This is a genomic window from Enterobacter sp. MG-EB028 (genome assembly GCF_056673305.1).
Genome location: NZ_CP195079.1, coordinates 1,887,325 through 1,905,030 on the forward strand (window position 1 = coordinate 1,887,325; position 17,706 = coordinate 1,905,030).

A 17,706-nucleotide genomic window follows, 5' to 3' on the forward strand; every position below is an offset into this window, starting at 1 on the left:
TCCTTACAAAACCCGGATTTAACGCGGAAAACAGCCTCATTATTCCACTGCTCGCCAGGTTATAGCAAGATGACTTTTACCAATTATCACCCGGTTACTCACAGTTTCTTCACCTCAAGGTGGTGATTGGTTTAATAACCACCAAATCGATTGCGTGAAACAGGGCGCAGGCCGGATAAAAGTAAATATAAGCATAGAAAAATGAGTGGCGCTAATGGCTGACGATATTTAGAATCGCCAACCATGAAAACAGAGACTCCAGCCGTAAAAATGGTTGCTATCGCGGATGACTACGCGGGGCAACGTATCGATAACTTCTTGCGCACCCAACTGAAGGGTGTGCCAAAGAGTATGATTTACCGCATCCTGCGTAAGGGCGAGGTGCGGGTGAACAAAAAACGCGTGAAGCCTGAGTATAAGCTCGAAGCGGGCGATGAAGTGCGTATTCCACCGGTGCGCGTGGCAGAACGCGAAGAAGAGGTGGTTTCTCCTAAGCTGCAAAAAGTCGCGGCCCTGAGCGATGTTATCCTTTATGAGGACGATCATATTCTGGTGCTCAATAAGCCATCGGGTACCGCCGTCCACGGTGGTAGCGGTCTGAGCTTCGGCGTGATTGAAGGGTTACGTGCGCTGCGTCCGGAAGCCCGTTTCCTCGAACTGGTTCACCGTCTGGACCGTGATACCTCAGGCGTGCTGCTGGTAGCGAAAAAGCGTTCTGCGCTGCGTTCCCTGCACGAGCAGCTGCGCGAGAAGGGAATGCAGAAAGATTATCTGGCGCTGGTGCGTGGTCAGTGGCAGTCCCACGTGAAGGTGGTGCAGGCGCCGCTGCTGAAGAACATTCTGCAAAGCGGCGAGCGCATTGTCCGCGTGAGCCAGGAAGGGAAACCGTCTGAGACGCGCTTTAAGGTTGAAGAGCGCTATGAGTTTGCCACGCTGGTGCGCTGCAGTCCGGTGACGGGACGTACTCACCAGATTCGCGTCCATACGCAGTTTGCGGGCCATCCGATTGCGTTTGATGATCGCTACGGCGACCGCGAATTTGATAAACAGCTGGCGGGCACGGGGCTGTCGCGTCTGTTCCTGCATGCGGCCGCGCTAAAGTTTACCCATCCTAATACCGGTGAAATTATCCGTATTGAAGCGCCGCTGGATGAGCAGTTGAAACGCTGCCTGAAGGTTCTGCGCGGCTAAGGTAAAAGCAAAACGGCAACGAAGTTGTCGTTTTTAATGTTTGCACCCTCTCCCTGTGGGAGAGGGCCGGGGTGAGGGCATCAGGCCGCAACGCTCACGCCGTCAGCGGATTACACTCTTCACGCCTTAACATCTGGCACAAGGCAATCAGCGGCAATCCCACCAGTGTGTTCGGATCCCGACCGTCCAGCTTGTCGAACAGCGCAATCCCCAGTCCTTCACTTTTAAAGCTCCCCGCACAGTTCAGTGGACGTTCCCGGCGCACGTAGTCCGTAATCTCCTGCTCGCTTAAATGGCGGAAGTGCACGTCGAACGGCTCGCATTCGGTTTGCAGATGGCCGGAGGCGGAGTTATAAAGCGCCAGGCCCGTATAAAAGGTCACGATACTGCCTCGCGCACGCAGAAGCTGCTGGCAGGCGTTCTCTTCCGTATGGGGCTTGCCGGTGATTTCGCCATCCAGCACGCAAACCTGATCGGAGCCTATAATCAGATGTGCAGGATAACGTGCGGCCAGCGATTGTGCTTTCTCCTTCGCAAGACGCGTCACCAGATGACGCGGCGACTCGCCCGGCTGCGGCGTCTCATCAACGTCCGGCGCGGCGCATTCAAACGGGAACCCGAGCTTTTCCAGCAGCATTCGACGGTAGGGGGACGTGGAAGCAAGTACGAGATTTGGCATATTTTTATCACCAGATATAGCGTATCGATGCCAGCCATTTTAAACTACAGGCCGCAATGTGTGCGAATAATTGGCAAAAGGCAGCTCTGGTTGCCTTTTTCTTTGACTCTATGACGTTACAAAGTTAATATGCGCGCCCTATGCAAAAGGTAAAATTACCCCTGACTCTTGATCCGGTTCGTACGGCTCAAAAACGCCTCGATTACGAAGGTATCTATACTTCCGATCAGGCCGAGCGTATTGCCGAATCTGTAGTCAGTGTGGACAGTGATGTAGAATGCTCCATGTCGTTCGCTATCGACAACCAGCGTCTCGCCGTTTTAACCGGTGATGCGAAGGTAACGGTAACGCTCGAGTGTCAGCGTTGCGGGAAACCGTTTGTACAGCATGTTCACACAACGTATTGTTTCAGTCCGGTTCGTTCTGACGAACAGGCTGAAGCACTCCCGGAAGCGTACGAGCCGATTGAGGTTAACGAATTCGGTGAAATCGATCTTCTGGCTCTGGTTGAAGATGAAATCATCCTCTCCTTGCCAGTAGTTCCGGTGCATGATTCTGAACACTGTGAAGTGTCCGAGGCGGACATGGTCTTTGGGGAACTGCCTGATGAAGCGCAAAAACCAAACCCATTTGCCGTATTAGCCAGCTTAAAGCGTAAGTAATTGAGGAGTAAGGTCCATGGCCGTACAACAGAATAAACCAACCCGTTCCAAACGTGGCATGCGTCGTTCCCATGACGCGCTGACCGCAGTTACCAGCCTGTCTGTAGACAAGACTTCTGGTGAGAAACACCTGCGTCACCACATCACCGCTGACGGTTTCTACCGCGGCCGCAAGGTTATCACTAAGTAATCACGCGTCAGCGTGATTAGGCTTAGTGAGGATTTCCCCGTGCAAACGGGGAAGTTACCGAACCAGGCTGCGACGATACCTTGACACGTCTAACCCTGGCGTTAGATGTCATGGGGGGAGATTTCGGCCCTTCCGTGACAGTGCCTGCAGCATTGCAGGCACTGAATTCTAATTCGCAACTCACACTTCTTTTAGTCGGCAATCCCGACACAATCACGCCATTACTTGCAAAAGCTGACTTTGAACAACGTTCGCGTCTGCAGATTATTCCTGCGCAGTCAGTTATTGCCAGTGATGCCCGGCCCTCGCAGGCGATTCGCAATAGCCGCGGCAGTTCTATGCGCACCGCGCTGGAACTGGTGAAAGAAGGGCGAGCGCAGGCTTGCGTCAGTGCCGGCAATACCGGCGCGCTGATGGGGCTGTCGAAATTACTGCTCAAGCCGATTGAGGGCATTGAGCGACCGGCGCTGGTGACAGTGTTACCGCATCAGCAGAAGGGAAAGACGGTGGTGCTCGATTTGGGCGCTAACGTGGATTGTGATAGTACCATGCTGGCTCAGTTCGCCGTGATGGGGTCGGTGCTGGCAGAAGACGTGGTCGGGATTAGCAATCCCCGCGTTGCGTTATTGAATATTGGTGAAGAAGAGACCAAAGGCCTGGACAGCATTCGCGAAGCTGCTGAAATGCTCAAACAGGTTCCCTCCATCAACTATATTGGATATCTCGAAGCCAATGAGTTGCTGACGGGAAAAACGGATGTTCTGGTGTGCGATGGCTTCACCGGAAACGTAACGTTGAAGACCATGGAAGGGGTCGTGCGCATGTTCCTTTCTCTGCTGAAATCTCAGGGAGAAGGCAAAAAAAGCGCCTGGTGGTTGATTTTATTGAAGCGTTGGTTACAAAAGAGCCTGACGCGGCGATTCAGTCACCTCAACCCCGACCAGTATAATGGCGCCTGTCTGTTAGGATTGCGCGGCATCGTGATTAAGAGTCATGGCGCCGCCAATCAGCGAGCATTTTCTGTCGCCATTGAACAGGCAGTGCAGGCGGTGCAGCGACAAGTCCCTCAGCGGATTGCCGCTCGCCTGGAATCTGTATTAGCTAAAAGTGACTGAGCGTACATGTATACGAAGATTTTAGGTACCGGCAGCTACCTGCCAAAACAAGTGCGTACCAACGCCGATCTGGAAAAAATGGTAGATACGTCTGACGAGTGGATTGTCACGCGCACAGGTATCCGCGAACGTCGTATCGCCGCGCCAGACGAAACCGTATCCACTATGGGTTACGAAGCCGCACAGCGCGCTATCGAAATGGCGGGTATCGATAAAGAAGAGATTGGCTTAATCGTGGTTGCCACGACGTCTGCCACGCATGCTTTCCCAAGCGCGGCGTGTCAGGTGCAGAACATGCTCGGCATTAAAGGCTGTCCGGCATTTGACGTCGCTGCCGCGTGCGCTGGCTTCACCTATGCCCTGAGCGTTGCCGATCAGTACGTGAAATCCGGTGCCGTTAAATATGCGTTGGTAATCGGTGCTGACGTGCTGGCGCGCACCTGCGATCCAACCGATCGTGGAACGATCATTATTTTCGGTGATGGTGCCGGTGCTGTGCTGCTGGGGCAGTCCGAAGAGCCGGGTATCATCTCTACGCATCTGCATGCCGATGGCAGCTATGGCGAACTGCTGACCCTGCCTAACGCCGATCGCGTTAATCCGGACAACTCGATTTACCTGACCATGGCAGGGAACGAGGTGTTCAAGGTTGCGGTGACAGAGCTTGCACACATCGTTGATGAAACGCTGGAAGCGAATAACCTTGAGCGTTCCGCGCTTGACTGGCTGGTACCGCATCAGGCGAACCTGCGTATCATCAGTGCGACCGCCAAAAAGCTGGGCATGTCGATGGATAACGTTGTGGTGACGCTGGATCGTCACGGCAACACCTCTGCGGCGTCGGTACCGTGCGCATTTGATGAAGCGGTACGCGACGGACGAATCAAACGGGGCCAGCTGGTCTTGCTTGAAGCCTTCGGTGGCGGGTTCACCTGGGGTTCCGCGCTGGTTCGTTTCTAGGATAAGGAATAAAAAATGACGCAATTTGCTTTTGTGTTCCCGGGCCAGGGTTCTCAAACCGTTGGGATGTTGTCTGAAATGGCAGCAAACTACCCGGTCATTGAAGAGACTTTTCGTGAAGCTTCTGATGCGCTGGGTTATGATCTGTGGGCACTTACCCAACAGGGGCCGGCCGAAGAGCTGAACAAAACCTGGCAGACTCAGCCAGCGCTGCTGACCGCGTCCGTTGCGCTGTGGCGAGTATGGCAGCAGCAGGGTGGTAAAGCGCCAGCGCTGCTTGCGGGTCACAGCCTGGGTGAATACTCTGCGCTGGTGTGCGCCGGTGTGATCGCGTTTGCTGACGCGGTGCGCCTGGTAGAACTGCGTGGTAAGTTCATGCAGGAAGCGGTGCCAGAGGGTACCGGCGGCATGTCTGCCATTATTGGTCTGGATGATGCCGCGATTGCAAAAGCGTGTGAAGAATCCGCTGAAGGTCAGGTGGTTTCTCCGGTTAACTTCAACTCGCCGGGCCAGGTCGTTATCGCTGGTCATAAAGAAGCGGTTGAACGTGCCGGCGCTGCCTGTAAAGCCGCTGGCGCGAAACGCGCGCTGCCTCTGCCGGTCAGCGTACCGTCTCACTGTGCGCTGATGAAGCCCGCCGCTGAGAAACTGGCGGCTGAGCTGGAAAAAATTACCTTTAACGCACCGACGATTTCCGTTGTGAACAACGTCGATGTGAAATGCGAAACCGCGCCGGAGGCTATCCGTGACGCACTGGTTCGCCAGCTCTACAGCCCTGTACAGTGGACCAAAACCGTTGAGTTTATGGCCTCTCAGGGCGTTGAGCACCTGTATGAAGTCGGCCCTGGTAAAGTCCTCACCGGTCTGACAAAACGTATTGTTGACACCCTGACTGCCTCGGCGATTAACGAGCCGGAAGCGATGTCAGCGGCACTCTCGCAATAAAAGAGGAATACCATGAGTTTTGAAGGAAAAATCGCCCTGGTGACTGGCGCAAGCCGCGGTATCGGGCGCGCAATTGCTGAAACACTGGTTGCGCGCGGCGCGAAGGTGATTGGTACAGCAACCAGCGAGAAGGGCGCTCAGGCCATCAGCGAGTATCTGGGTGCGAACGGTAAAGGTCTGGTACTGAATGTGACCGAACCTGCATCTATCGAATCTGTTCTGGAAAATATTCGCGCAGAGTTTGGCGAAGTGGATATTCTGGTCAATAATGCCGGGATCACACGCGACAACCTTCTGATGCGAATGAAAGATGATGAGTGGAACGATATTATCGAAACCAACCTGTCATCTGTATTCCGTCTGTCAAAAGCGGTAATGCGCGCTATGATGAAAAAGCGTCATGGTCGTATTATCACTGTTGGTTCTGTGGTTGGTACCATGGGAAATGCTGGTCAGGCTAACTACGCTGCGGCGAAAGCGGGTCTGATTGGTTTCAGTAAGTCGCTGGCGCGTGAAGTCGCGTCCCGCGGTATTACTGTAAACGTTGTTGCTCCGGGCTTTATTGAAACGGACATGACGCGTGCGCTGACTGATGATCAGCGTGCGGGTACGCTGGCGGCAGTTCCGGCGGGTCGTCTTGGCGACCCTAAAGAAATCGCCAGTGCGGTTGCATTTTTAGCCTCTGACGAAGCGGGTTACATCACTGGTGAGACCCTCCACGTCAACGGCGGGATGTACATGGTTTAATCACGATCGAAAATATTTGCGTTATTAGGGCAAATGGCCTCAAAATAACGTAAAATCGTGGTAAGACCTGCCGGGATTTAGTTGCAAATTTTTCAACATTTTATACACTACGAAAACCATCGCGAAAGCGAGTTTTGATAGGAAATTTAAGAGTATGAGCACTATCGAAGAACGCGTTAAGAAAATTATCGGCGAACAGCTGGGCGTTAAGCAGGAAGAAGTTGTGAACTCCGCTTCCTTCGTTGAAGACCTGGGCGCAGATTCTCTTGACACCGTTGAGCTGGTAATGGCTCTGGAAGAAGAGTTTGATACTGAGATTCCGGACGAAGAAGCTGAGAAAATCACCACCGTTCAGGCTGCCATTGATTACATCAACGGCCACCAGGCGTAAGTGAACATCTCCAGGCGGTCATTCGACCGCCTGAGTTTTATCTTTTTTAGTCCCACGAATCTCTTTTTTTATCCCTCCCTGGAGGACAAACGTGTCTAAGCGTCGTGTAGTTGTGACCGGACTTGGCATGTTGTCTCCTGTCGGCAATACCGTAGAGTCCACCTGGAAAGCTCTCCTTGCCGGTCAGAGCGGCATCAGCCTAATCGACCATTTCGATACTAGCGCCTATGCAACGAAATTTGCTGGCTTAGTAAAGGATTTTAACTGTGAAGAGATCATCTCGCGCAAAGAACAGCGCAAGATGGATGCCTTCATTCAATATGGAATTGTCGCTGGCGTTCAGGCCATGCAGGATTCTGGCCTTGAGATTACGGAAGAGAACGCAACCCGTATCGGCGCTGCTATCGGCTCCGGGATTGGCGGTCTTGGCCTGATTGAGGAAAACCATACATCACTGATGAATGGCGGACCGCGTAAGATCAGCCCGTTCTTCGTTCCGTCCACGATTGTTAACATGGTGGCAGGTCACCTGACCATTATGTTCGGCCTGCGTGGGCCAAGCATTTCTATCGCTACCGCGTGTACGTCTGGCGTGCATAACATCGGCCAGGCCGCGCGTATTATTGCGTACGGCGATGCAGATGCTATGGTTGCGGGCGGTGCTGAAAAAGCCAGTACCCCATTGGGTGTCGGTGGTTTCGGCGCGGCGCGTGCGCTCTCTACCCGTAACGATAACCCTCAGGCGGCGAGCCGTCCGTGGGATAAAGACCGCGATGGTTTCGTGCTGGGTGACGGCGCAGGTATGCTCGTGCTCGAAGAGTACGAACATGCGAAAAAACGTGGCGCAAAAATTTATGCTGAAGTCGTTGGCTTCGGTATGAGCAGCGATGCTTACCACATGACGTCTCCTCCGGAGAACGGCGCGGGCGCTGCGCTGGCGATGGAAAACGCGATCCGTGATGCGGGTATTACCCCGGCGCAGATTGGCTACGTTAACGCGCACGGCACTTCTACGCCGGCAGGCGACAAAGCAGAAGCTCAGGCGGTTAAGTCTATCTTCGGCGAGGCTGCCAGCCGCGTAATGGTCAGCTCCACGAAATCCATGACCGGTCACCTGTTGGGTGCGGCGGGTGCAGTAGAGTCTATTTACTCTATCCTTGCGCTGCGCGATCAGGCTGTTCCGCCAACCATCAACCTGGATAACCCGGATGAAGGTTGCGATCTGGACTTCGTTCCGCACGAAGCGCGCCAGGTTAGCGGTATGGAGTACACCCTGTGTAACTCCTTCGGCTTTGGCGGCACGAATGGTTCTCTGATCTTCAAAAAGGTCTGAGCCTGACTGCCCGAAAGCTATAAAAAAAGGTCCGCTTGCCGGGCCTTTTTTATTAGGGAAAATCCCCTTGTCCGGCTTATAACATCCTGCCAGACTGAGCCTCCACGCATAAGGAGCCACCATGTTTTTAATTAATGGCCTTGAGCAAGAAACGCTGCCGGCAAGCGACAGGGCAATTCAGTTTGGCGATGGCTGTTTCACCACTGCGCGTATTCTTGACGGTGAGGTATGTCTGCCTGACGCCCACATCCGTCGTTTACAAAAAGCCTGCGAGAAATTGCTGATTCCCTTCATCCAGTGGGACATTCTCGAACGCGAGATGCGTCGGCTGGCGTCAGGCAAAACAAGCGGCGTCTTAAAAGTTATCATCAGCCGCGGCAGCGGCGGGCGAGGGTACAGCGGGTCCGCCTGTCAGCATCCCACGCGTATTCTTTCTGTTTCAGCTTATCCCGCTCACTATGCGCGCTGGCGTGAGGAGGGGGTGACGCTGACGCTGAGCCCGGTACGCCTGGGGCGAAACCCGATGCTCGCCGGAATAAAACATCTTAATCGCCTTGAACAGGTACTTATTCGTACTCATCTTGAACAGACGGACGCCGATGAGGCGCTAGTTCTTGACAGCGAAGGGTTCATTACGGAATGCTGTGCGGCTAATTTATTCTGGCGGAAGGGCCGGGACGTATTCACGCCTTCGCTGGAACAGGCTGGGGTTAACGGCATCATGCGCCAGTTTTGTTTGCAACAGCTGGCACGTGCGGGCTTTAACGGTGTCGAAGTACACGCAAAGGAAGAGGCGCTGCTGACCGCCGATGAGGTCGTTATCTGCAATGCGTTGATGCCTGTTATACCCGTCCGGGCGTATGGGCAACAACGCTGGTCTTCGCGCGAGCTGTTTACGTTTTTAGCCCCGATATGTGAGCAAATCAGATAGTCATGAAGAAAATGTTGCGCTTTGTCCTTCTCCTGATCGTTGCGCTGGGTATCGCCGGCGGAGCGGGAGTATGGAAGGTTCGCCAGCTGGCGGACAGTAAAATCCTGATTAAAGACGAGACGATTTTTACCCTGAAAGCAGGTACCGGGCGGATGGCGCTGGGCGAGCAGCTTTACGGGGATAAAATCATCAACCGTCCACGCGTGTTCCAGTGGTTATTGCGTATTGAGCCTGAACTGTCTCACTTCAAGGCTGGCACCTATCGCTTTACGCCCGGCATGACCGTCAGAGAGATGCTACAGCTGCTGGAAAGTGGTAAAGAGGCACAGTTCCCGCTGCGTTTTGTCGAAGGGATGCGCCTGAGCGATTACCTTAAAAAATTACGTGATGCGCCTTACATCAAGCATACGCTCAAAGATGACCGTTACGAGACGGTCGCCGAGGTGCTGAAATTTGAACATCCTGAGTGGGTAGAAGGCTGGTTCTGGCCAGACACCTGGATGTATACGGCAGGCACGACCGATGTGGCGATTCTTAAACGGGCACACAAAAAGATGGTTGCGGCGGTTGATTCCGCCTGGGAAGGGCGCATGGACGGGCTGCCTTATCAAGATCAAAACCAGTTTGTGACAATGGCCTCGATCATCGAGAAAGAGACTGCCGTTGCTGCCGAGCGCGATCGTGTCGCTTCGGTATTCATCAACCGTCTGCGCATCGGCATGCGTCTGCAAACCGACCCGACCGTCATCTACGGCATGGGCGAGAGCTACGCCGGCAAGATCTCCAGAAAAGATCTGGAAACGCCAACGGCGTATAATACCTACGTGATTAACGGTTTACCGCCGGGCCCGATAGCCACGCCGAGCGAGGCTTCGCTCAAAGCCGCGGCGCATCCGGCCAAAACTCCGTACCTCTATTTTGTGGCTGATGGAAAAGGGGGGCACACCTTTAACACCAACCTTGCCAGCCATAATCGCTCTGTTCAGGACTATCTGAAGGCACTTAAGGAAAAAAATGCGCAGTAAATACATTGTCATTGAGGGACTCGAAGGGGCGGGTAAAACCACAGCCCGCAACGTGGTGGTCGATACGCTGAAATCGCTCGGCATTTCCGACATGGTTTTCACCCGCGAGCCGGGCGGTACTCAGCTGGCGGAGAAACTGCGTAGCCTGGTGCTGGACATTAAATCCGTTGGCGACGAAGTTATCACTGACAAAGCCGAAGTGCTGATGTTTTACGCGGCCCGCGTCCAGCTGGTTGAGACCGTTATTAAACCTGCTCTGGCCGAAGGCAAGTGGGTGATTGGCGACCGTCACGATCTGTCGACTCAGGCCTATCAGGGCGGTGGGCGCGGTATTGACCAGACGATGCTGGCAACCCTGCGTGATGCCGTACTGGGGGATTTTCGCCCGGACCTGACGCTCTATCTGGATGTGACCCCGGAAGTGGGCCTCAAACGCGCCCGCGCGCGCGGCGAACTGGATCGCATTGAACAGGAATCTTTCGACTTCTTTAACCGCACGCGCGCACGCTATCTTGAACTGGCCGCACAGGACAGCGCAATTCGTACCATTGATGCAACGCAATCTCTGGAAAACGTGACGCGAGATATCCGGCAGACCGTTACGCAGTGGCTACAGGAGCAGCAGGCATGAAATGGTATCCATGGTTGCGCCCGCATTTTGAACAGCTCATCGGCAGCTATCAGGCCGGGCGGGGGCATCATGCGCTACTGATTCAGGCGTTGCCGGGAATGGGGGATGATGCATTGATCTACGCCATCACCCGCTTCCTGATGTGCCAGCAGCCGGAAGGGCACAAAAGCTGCGGTAAATGCCGCGGCTGCCAGCTGATGCAAGCGGGCACGCATCCTGACTACTATATGCTTGAGCCTGAGAAGGGCAAAAGCGCGCTCGGTATTGATGCCGTGCGTGAAGTCAGCGAGAAACTGTATGAACATGCGCGACTGGGCGGGGCGAAGGTTGTCTGGCTCAACGACGCTGCGCTGCTCACCGAGGCGGCGGCGAACGCTCTGCTTAAAACCCTGGAAGAGCCGCCGGAAAAAACGTGGTTCTTCCTCTCATGCCGGGATCCGGGACGATTGCTGGCGACGCTGCGCAGCCGTTGCCGCCTTCATCACCTGACGGTGCCCCAGGAATCGTGGGCGCTGAGCTGGCTGGAACGAGAGGTGACAACGTCACAGGAGAGCGCGCTGTCTGCGCTGCGCCTCAGCAGCGGCGCACCCGCGGCGGCGCTGGCGTTACTGCAGCCTGACGTCTGGTCGCAGCGAGAAGCGCTCTGCCGGGCCCTTGAGGCTTCACTTAACACCCAGGACTGGCTGGGTTTACTGCCTGCGCTGAATAGCGATCGGGCCGTTGAGCGTCTGCACTGGCTGGCCTCCCTGCTTCTGGATGCGCTAAAAATCCAGCAAGGGGCAACGCTGCTGACTAACCCGGACGAGTGGCCCCTGGTGAACATGCTGGCGAGCCGCCTTACAGGCGCGTCTCTGCACGCTATCCTTCATGATGTTTGCGAGAGCCGCGAACAGCTTTTAACCGTGACGGGCCTTAATCGCGAGCTTTTGCTGACAGACCAGCTGTTGCGTATCGAACATTACCTGCAACCAGGCGTTACGCCGCCTGTTTCCCATCTCTGAGAGAGACATTATGTTTTTAGTCGACTCACACTGCCATCTTGATGGCCTGGATTATCAATCCCTGCACAACGACGTGGATGACGTGCTGGCGAAAGCCGCTGCCCGCGATGTGAAATTTTGTCTTGCGGTGGCGACGACGCTGCCGGGGTATCGCTCAATGCGTGAGCTGGTGGGCGTTCGCGATAACGTGGTGTTCTCCTGCGGCGTTCATCCGCTGAACCAGGATGAAGAGTATGACGTAGAAGATCTGCGCCGACTGGCAGCAGAAGAGGGCGTCGTGGCGATGGGGGAAACCGGGCTGGATTATTTTTACACGCCGGAAACGAAACCGCGTCAGCAGGCGTCCTTCCGCAACCATATCCGCATTGGCCGCGAACTGAACAAGCCCGTCATCGTGCATACCCGCGACGCGCGCGCCGATACGCTGGCGATCCTCCGGGAAGAAAACGTGACGGATTGCGGTGGCGTACTACACTGTTTCACAGAAGACAGAGAAACGGCGGGTAAACTGCTTGATTTGGGGTTTTATATTTCGTTTTCCGGGATCGTGACGTTCCGTAACGCTGAGCAACTCCGTGATGCTGCGCGTTATGTTCCGCTCGATCGCATTCTGGTGGAAACAGACTCTCCGTATCTGGCGCCGGTACCGCATCGCGGTAAAGAGAACCAGCCGGCCATGACGCGAGACGTAGCGGAGTACATGGCCGTGCTTAAAGGCGTCAGTATTGAAGAACTGGCCCGCGTCACGACGCAAAACTTCTCTGCGCTGTTCCATATTGACCCCGCCCGCCTGCAATCCGTCTGATAAGCCTGTTTTTTTTAGGCTCGTAATTAATAAATAAAACGAGTAAAGTTCACCGCCTCATTTGGGGCGGTAACGGTCTTCTTAGAAACATCCAGACATGCTTTTTGTAAATTACTGAAAGTTTTTCGACCGCCTTAAGCTGAAACGTGATAGCCGTCAAACAAACTCAGAGGGAATTATTTTACTCTGTGTAATAAATAAAGGGCGCTTAGATGTCCTGTCCACGGCACGGTACTCCCCCCGGGCCAATGCGTGAAAGCGTAAAAAAAGCACAAATACTCAGGAGCACTCTCAATTATGTTTAAGAATGCATTTGCTAACCTGCAAAAGGTCGGTAAATCGCTGATGCTGCCAGTATCCGTACTGCCTATCGCAGGTATCCTGCTGGGTGTCGGTTCTGCTAACTTCAGCTGGCTGCCAGCCGTAGTTTCCCATGTGATGGCTGAAGCAGGCGGTTCCGTCTTTGCTAATATGCCTCTGATCTTCGCTATCGGTGTTGCGCTGGGCTTCACCAATAACGACGGCGTTTCTGCGCTGGCTGCAGTGGTTGCTTACGGCATTATGGTGAAAACCATGGCCGTGGTTGCGCCACTGGTTCTGCATTTACCGGCAGAAGAGATTGCCGCGAAACACCTGGCAGATACTGGTGTTCTGGGCGGTATCATCTCCGGTGCGATTGCAGCGTATATGTTCAACCGCTTCTATCGCATCAAGCTGCCTGAGTATCTGGGCTTCTTCGCGGGCAAGCGTTTTGTTCCGATCATCTCTGGTCTGGCAGCGATTTTCACTGGCGTGATCCTGTCCTTCATCTGGCCACCAATCGGTTCCGCTATCCAGACCTTCTCTCAGTGGGCTGCTTACCAGAACCCGGTTGTCGCGTTCGGTATCTACGGCTTCATCGAGCGTTGCCTGGTGCCATTCGGTCTGCACCACATCTGGAACGTTCCATTCCAGATGCAGATTGGTGAATTCACCAACGCAGCGGGTCAGGTGTTCCACGGCGATATCCCACGTTACATGGCGGGTGACCCAACTGCAGGTAAACTGTCTGGTGGCTTCCTGTTCAAAATGTACGGCCTGCCGGCTGCTGCGATTGCTATCTGGCACTCTGCTAAGCCAGAAAACCGTGCAAAAGTGGGCGGTATCATGATCTCCGCAGCGCTGACCTCGTTCCTGACCGGTATCACCGAGCCGATCGAGTTCTCCTTCATGTTCGTTGCGCCGATCCTGTACATCATCCACGCTGTACTGGCTGGCCTGGCGTTCCCAATCTGTATCCTGCTGGGTATGCGTGACGGTACGTCCTTCTCTCACGGCCTGATCGACTTCATCGTTCTGTCCGGTAACAGCAGCAAGCTGTGGCTGTTCCCAATCGTGGGTGCGTGCTATGCCGTTGTTTACTACACCATCTTCCGCGTGCTGATCAAAGCACTGGACCTGAAAACTCCGGGTCGTGAAGATGCAACAGAAGACAGCAAAGCAGGTGCGACCAGCGAAATGGCTCCGGCACTGGTTGCCGCGTTCGGCGGTAAAGAGAACATCACTAACCTGGACGCGTGCATCACTCGTCTGCGTGTGAGCGTTGCTGACGTTGCGAAAGTAGACCAGCCGGGTCTGAAAAAACTGGGCGCAGCAGGCGTGGTTGTTGCAGGTTCGGGCGTTCAGGCAATCTTCGGTACTAAATCCGATAACCTGAAAACCGAAATGGATGAGTACATCCGCAACAGCTAAGCTGTGACCTGGGGAGACTAAGGCAGCCGAATGGCTGCCTTTTTTTTTGCTGTAGTTTGTTGTGCCAGGTGGCGGCTTAACGCTCAGAAGTCGTAGCTTGCGCTCAACGAGACGTTCAGCGGCGCGCCATAAACCACGTAAGAGCCGACGTAGTCGTAATACTCTTTGTCGAACAGGTTGTTAACGTTCGCCTGAACAGCAAAATCTTTGGTCACCTGATAACGGCTGAACAGGTTAACCAGCCCGTAGCTGCCTTGCTCTGCGCGGGATTGTCCCGCCGGGCCACCGTCCACATCTGTCCACACTTTGTTCTGCCAGTTTACGCCACCGCCTACCGTCAGCGCTGGCAGCATTGGCAGTTGATAACGGGTAAACAGCTTCAGTGTCGTGCGCGGCTGATCGGAACTGACAGCGTTGCCGTTCTTATCTTCCGCAATGTAGCGGGTTGCGCCGAACGTCAGCTGCCAGTTATCGGTCAGGGCGCCGTTTAGCTCGAACTCAATCCCTTTGCTGACCACGCCGTCCAGCGATTCATAAATCGACTCACCGCTCGGCATGTAGGTATAGGTGTTGCTCGCCACGTTATCCTGTTCAATGCGGAAAATCGCCAGCGAGGTGGTGAGGCGGGTATTGAACCAATCCGCTTTTACGCCGGCTTCATAGCTTTTGCCCGTCGTTGGGTCGAGATAGCGTCCGCTGGCGTCACGCTTGTCCTGTGGCTGGAAGATGGAGGTATAGCTGACGTAGGTCGACCAGTCTTCGTTGATATCGTAGACCAGGCCCGCGTAAGGCGTTACGTCATCTTTGGTGCTTTCAAGACGGGTGTCAGGAGAGCCCGCCGGGTTATAGCGAATGTTGTAGTTGGTGTAGCGCGCCCCGAGGATCAGGTGCAGCGGGTCGGCCAGCGAGAAGCGGGCGGAAGTATAGGCCGATGACTGGCGGATGTCGTCCTGGCTGTAGAGCTTCCACGGCGTCCACTGCGGATCGGCGATATTCCCGTTCCAGTTTTTGAAATTCCCCACGTCAACCATGCCGTACAGCGCATCCGGCATTCTGTTGTCATAATGGTTGCGCTGTCGGCTGAAGCTGCCGCCAAACATCATCTCGTGCTGACGGCCGAAAAGATCGAAGCCGCCGCGCAGGAAGGCATCAACCGCATCCTGTTTGCGTTCACCTTTGTTCCAGCCGCCGTAGCCCACCATGCCCGCACCGGTCTGTTTATCGGGATAGCCGGACATATACATCAGCTTGCTGTCGAAGTTGGTCTCCGCGTGCATGCCGTTGACGTGCGCTTCCCAGCCGTTATCGAAACGCTGCGTCAGGTTAGCGAAGATGCGGGTGCTGTCCTTGTCCGAGTAGGCCCAGTCAGGCGCGACGGTCTGGCTACGGCTGTAATCGGTTTTACTGCCGTCGCTGTACCAGGTCGGCAGCCCGCCCCAGGTCGGATCGGCGGTGTGGCTTTCCTGATACTCATACCCCACTGAGAGGGTCGTGCTGTCGGTGACGTCAGCATCCATCACGCCGTAAAGGAACTTCTTCCGGTAGTGATAGTTGTCCACGAAGCTGTCGTTGTCCTGATAGCCCGTAATCAGGCGTCCCCGCACCTTCCCGGACTCTACCAGCGGTGCCTGCAGATCCAGCACGTAGCGCTGTTTGTCCCAGCTGCCGTAGCTGACGGAGACATTGCCTTTGAATTCATTGCTGTCTGCATGTTTACGCACCATATTGACGTACGCCGCCGGATTACCGGTACCGGACATCAGCCCGGTTGCGCCGCGGACCACTTCGATACGGTCGTAAATCGCGGTATCGGCGGCGGTGTCGCCGAAGTTCCACACTTCGCTGATGGAGGTTGGCAGGTCGTCAAAGGCGTAGTTGCTGACGAAAAATCCGCGTGAATAAAATACGGTACGGTCGCTGTCCTGGACCTGCGCCGTTACGCCAGTCGTGTTGTTTAACACCTGGCCGATAGACTGCAGGTTCTGATCCGCCATGCGCTGTTGGCTAATGACGCTAACGGACTGCGGAATATCGCGGGGCACGAGGAGCAGTTTGGTCCCCGTGGTAGTGGTCTTTACGCTGTAATCCCGATCCTGCCCGCTGGAGGCATCCGGGACGCTATCGAAACCGCCATCAACCACAACGGTATCTTCGCCTGTGGCGGCGGCAAAACTCACGGCTGGCATCAATGCCATGGCAATACAGGCTGCCAGCAACGAAGGCGTTGCGACAGACTGACGTTGCCCATCCCTGGTGTGATGATTGAAAGACATTATCAAACCCTTAATGAACGGTGAAGGTTAGCTGCGTCAGTCCCGAAGACACGGTCTGACGTCGTTTTCTATGTTAAAAATGCGCATGAAAATGCAAATGCGAAATATACGCATTGCTATTAATGCTGTAAACAGATGTGTCGAGCGGAACTGAAATAATGTTTCAGCTCGTTTAGACGCGCGAGCGGTCACTCTTCAGTCAGCTGATGAATATTCAACAAAGAATTCGGGGGAGGAGGTTGAAAGGACAGGAGAAACTCGCTCATACTCATGAATTGTGTCGCGCACTCATTCATAGAGTGTGTTAACAGCGGACGCACCACGCCAGATTTAACAAAAAAGGAAAAGGTCATGGCCGAAGAAACGATTTTCAGTAAAATTATTCGCCGCGAAATCCCGTCGGATATCGTCTATCAGGATGAACTGGTAACGGCTTTCCGGGACATTTCCCCTCAGGCACCGACACACATCCTTATCATTCCCAATATTCTGATTCCGACCGTAAACGACGTAAAAACCGAGCATGAAGTGGCATTAGGTCGTATGCTGACGGTGGCTGCGAAAATTGCCGAGCAGGAAGGCATAGCGGAAGACGGCTATCGTCTGATCATGAACTGTAATCGTCACGGCGGCCAGGAAGTTTATCATATTCACATGCATCTGCTGGGTGGACGTCCGCTGGGACCGATGCTGGCTCACAAAGGTCTGTAACATGTTTAAAGGGCGTATTGCAGCGCTGGTAATGACGATGATGATTGTAGGATGCAGCACGCGTCCGGCGATCCCCGTGAGCGATGAACAGACGCTGGTGATGGAATCCTCCGTGCTGGCCGCGGGCGTTACGGCGCAACAGCCTGCGTTAACGATCAGTGAAATTAAGTCTTCTGCTTCCTCTGCGCTCTTTAACGAAAGAAATGAACCTGTAACGGTCCACTACCGTTTTTTCTGGTATGACATAAGAGGTCTTGAGATGCATCCGCTGGAGGCGCCGCGCAGCGTCACCCTTCCGGCAAGGTCGTCGGTAACGCTCTATGACAGCGCCAGCTATCTGGGTGCGCATAAGGTGAGACTTTATCTTTATCTCTAAGGGGTGAAC

General features: G+C 54.5%; 19 protein-coding genes. 17 read left to right on the top strand and 2 right to left on the bottom strand.

Annotated features, from left to right (window positions below):
* The first annotated feature begins 243 nt into the window (after positions 1–243).
* On the top strand, positions 244–1,191 hold the full coding sequence (gene rluC / locus ACR42C_RS08925; RefSeq protein WP_048999989.1) for a 23S rRNA pseudouridine(955/2504/2580) synthase RluC: 948 nt from the start codon (positions 244–246) through the stop codon (positions 1,189–1,191).
* Between the two features lie 94 nt (positions 1,192–1,285).
* Here the strand turns inward: rluC and ACR42C_RS08930 are convergent, their stop codons facing one another.
* On the bottom strand, positions 1,286–1,870 hold the full coding sequence (locus ACR42C_RS08930; protein WP_479985026.1) for a Maf family protein: 585 nt from the start codon (positions 1,868–1,870) through the stop codon (positions 1,286–1,288).
* Positions 1,871–2,010: 140 nt separating this feature from the next.
* Between ACR42C_RS08930 and yceD the strand changes: the two genes are divergently transcribed.
* The 14 genes from yceD (at position 2,011) to ptsG (ending at position 14,337) form a co-directional block, all read left to right on the top strand.
* Positions 2,011–2,532 (top strand): 23S rRNA accumulation protein YceD, encoded by a 522-nt coding sequence (gene yceD, locus ACR42C_RS08935; protein WP_021240759.1) that lies wholly within the window; start codon positions 2,011–2,013, stop codon positions 2,530–2,532.
* Between the two features lie 16 nt (positions 2,533–2,548).
* Positions 2,549–2,722: a 50S ribosomal protein L32 gene (rpmF, locus tag ACR42C_RS08940; protein ID WP_003857964.1), complete on the top strand. Its 174-nt coding sequence runs from the start codon at positions 2,549–2,551 to the stop codon at positions 2,720–2,722.
* A gap of 80 nt (positions 2,723–2,802) precedes the next feature.
* Positions 2,803–3,837: a phosphate acyltransferase PlsX gene (gene plsX, locus ACR42C_RS08945; RefSeq protein WP_116340668.1), complete on the top strand. Its 1,035-nt coding sequence runs from the start codon at positions 2,803–2,805 to the stop codon at positions 3,835–3,837.
* Positions 3,838–3,843: 6 nt separating this feature from the next.
* Positions 3,844–4,797, top strand: a complete 954-nt coding sequence (locus ACR42C_RS08950) for a beta-ketoacyl-ACP synthase III (RefSeq protein WP_116340666.1) — start codon at positions 3,844–3,846, stop codon at positions 4,795–4,797.
* A gap of 15 nt (positions 4,798–4,812) precedes the next feature.
* Positions 4,813–5,742 carry an ACP S-malonyltransferase gene (gene fabD, locus ACR42C_RS08955; protein WP_028012717.1) on the top strand — a complete coding sequence of 310 codons (930 nt, stop codon included), beginning with the start codon at positions 4,813–4,815 and terminating at the stop codon, positions 5,740–5,742.
* 12 nt (positions 5,743–5,754) lie between these two features.
* Complete coding sequence (gene fabG, locus ACR42C_RS08960) at positions 5,755–6,489, top strand: 3-oxoacyl-ACP reductase FabG (RefSeq protein ID WP_080327518.1); 735 nt, start codon at positions 5,755–5,757, stop codon at positions 6,487–6,489.
* 154 nt (positions 6,490–6,643) lie between these two features.
* On the top strand, positions 6,644–6,880 hold the full coding sequence (acpP, locus tag ACR42C_RS08965; RefSeq protein ID WP_003857954.1) for an acyl carrier protein: 237 nt from the start codon (positions 6,644–6,646) through the stop codon (positions 6,878–6,880).
* 91 nt (positions 6,881–6,971) lie between these two features.
* The gene (gene fabF, locus ACR42C_RS08970) at positions 6,972–8,213 is read left to right on the top strand and encodes a beta-ketoacyl-ACP synthase II (RefSeq protein ID WP_045630098.1); all 1,242 of its coding nucleotides are present in this window, start codon (positions 6,972–6,974) and stop codon (positions 8,211–8,213) included.
* A 121-nt stretch (positions 8,214–8,334) separates the two neighbouring features.
* Entirely contained in the window at positions 8,335–9,144 is an 810-nt protein-coding gene (pabC, locus tag ACR42C_RS08975; protein ID WP_316378911.1) for an aminodeoxychorismate lyase, read from the top strand.
* Positions 9,145–9,146: 2 nt separating this feature from the next.
* A complete protein-coding gene (yceG, locus tag ACR42C_RS08980) occupies positions 9,147–10,169 on the top strand; it encodes a cell division protein YceG (protein WP_479985027.1) in 1,023 nt (340 codons plus the stop codon).
* The gene (gene tmk, locus ACR42C_RS08985; protein ID WP_116340658.1) at positions 10,159–10,800 is read left to right on the top strand and encodes a dTMP kinase; all 642 of its coding nucleotides are present in this window, start codon (positions 10,159–10,161) and stop codon (positions 10,798–10,800) included. Before yceG ends, tmk begins: the two co-directional genes overlap by 11 nt.
* Positions 10,797–11,801: a DNA polymerase III subunit delta' gene (holB, locus tag ACR42C_RS08990; RefSeq protein ID WP_479985028.1), complete on the top strand. Its 1,005-nt coding sequence runs from the start codon at positions 10,797–10,799 to the stop codon at positions 11,799–11,801. Before tmk ends, holB begins: the two co-directional genes overlap by 4 nt.
* Positions 11,802–11,811: 10 nt before the next feature.
* Positions 11,812–12,606: a metal-dependent hydrolase gene (locus ACR42C_RS08995; RefSeq protein ID WP_116340654.1), complete on the top strand. Its 795-nt coding sequence runs from the start codon at positions 11,812–11,814 to the stop codon at positions 12,604–12,606.
* Positions 12,607–12,903: 297 nt separating this feature from the next.
* Positions 12,904–14,337 carry a PTS glucose transporter subunit IIBC gene (gene ptsG / locus ACR42C_RS09000; protein ID WP_028012724.1) on the top strand — a complete coding sequence of 478 codons (1,434 nt, stop codon included), beginning with the start codon at positions 12,904–12,906 and terminating at the stop codon, positions 14,335–14,337.
* A gap of 83 nt (positions 14,338–14,420) precedes the next feature.
* Here the strand turns inward: ptsG and fhuE are convergent, their stop codons facing one another.
* Positions 14,421–16,610 carry a ferric-rhodotorulic acid/ferric-coprogen receptor FhuE gene (fhuE, locus tag ACR42C_RS09005; RefSeq protein ID WP_479985029.1) on the bottom strand — a complete coding sequence of 730 codons (2,190 nt, stop codon included), beginning with the start codon at positions 16,608–16,610 and terminating at the stop codon, positions 14,421–14,423.
* A gap of 351 nt (positions 16,611–16,961) precedes the next feature.
* Between fhuE and hinT the strand changes: the two genes are divergently transcribed.
* Both hinT and ACR42C_RS09015 read left to right on the top strand, forming a co-directional pair.
* Complete coding sequence (gene hinT / locus ACR42C_RS09010; protein ID WP_006809243.1) at positions 16,962–17,321, top strand: purine nucleoside phosphoramidase; 360 nt, start codon at positions 16,962–16,964, stop codon at positions 17,319–17,321.
* 1 nt (position 17,322) lies between these two features.
* A complete protein-coding gene (locus ACR42C_RS09015; RefSeq protein ID WP_233002360.1) occupies positions 17,323–17,697 on the top strand; it encodes a YcfL family putative periplasmic lipoprotein in 375 nt (124 codons plus the stop codon).
* The last annotated feature ends 9 nt before the right edge of the window (positions 17,698–17,706 follow it).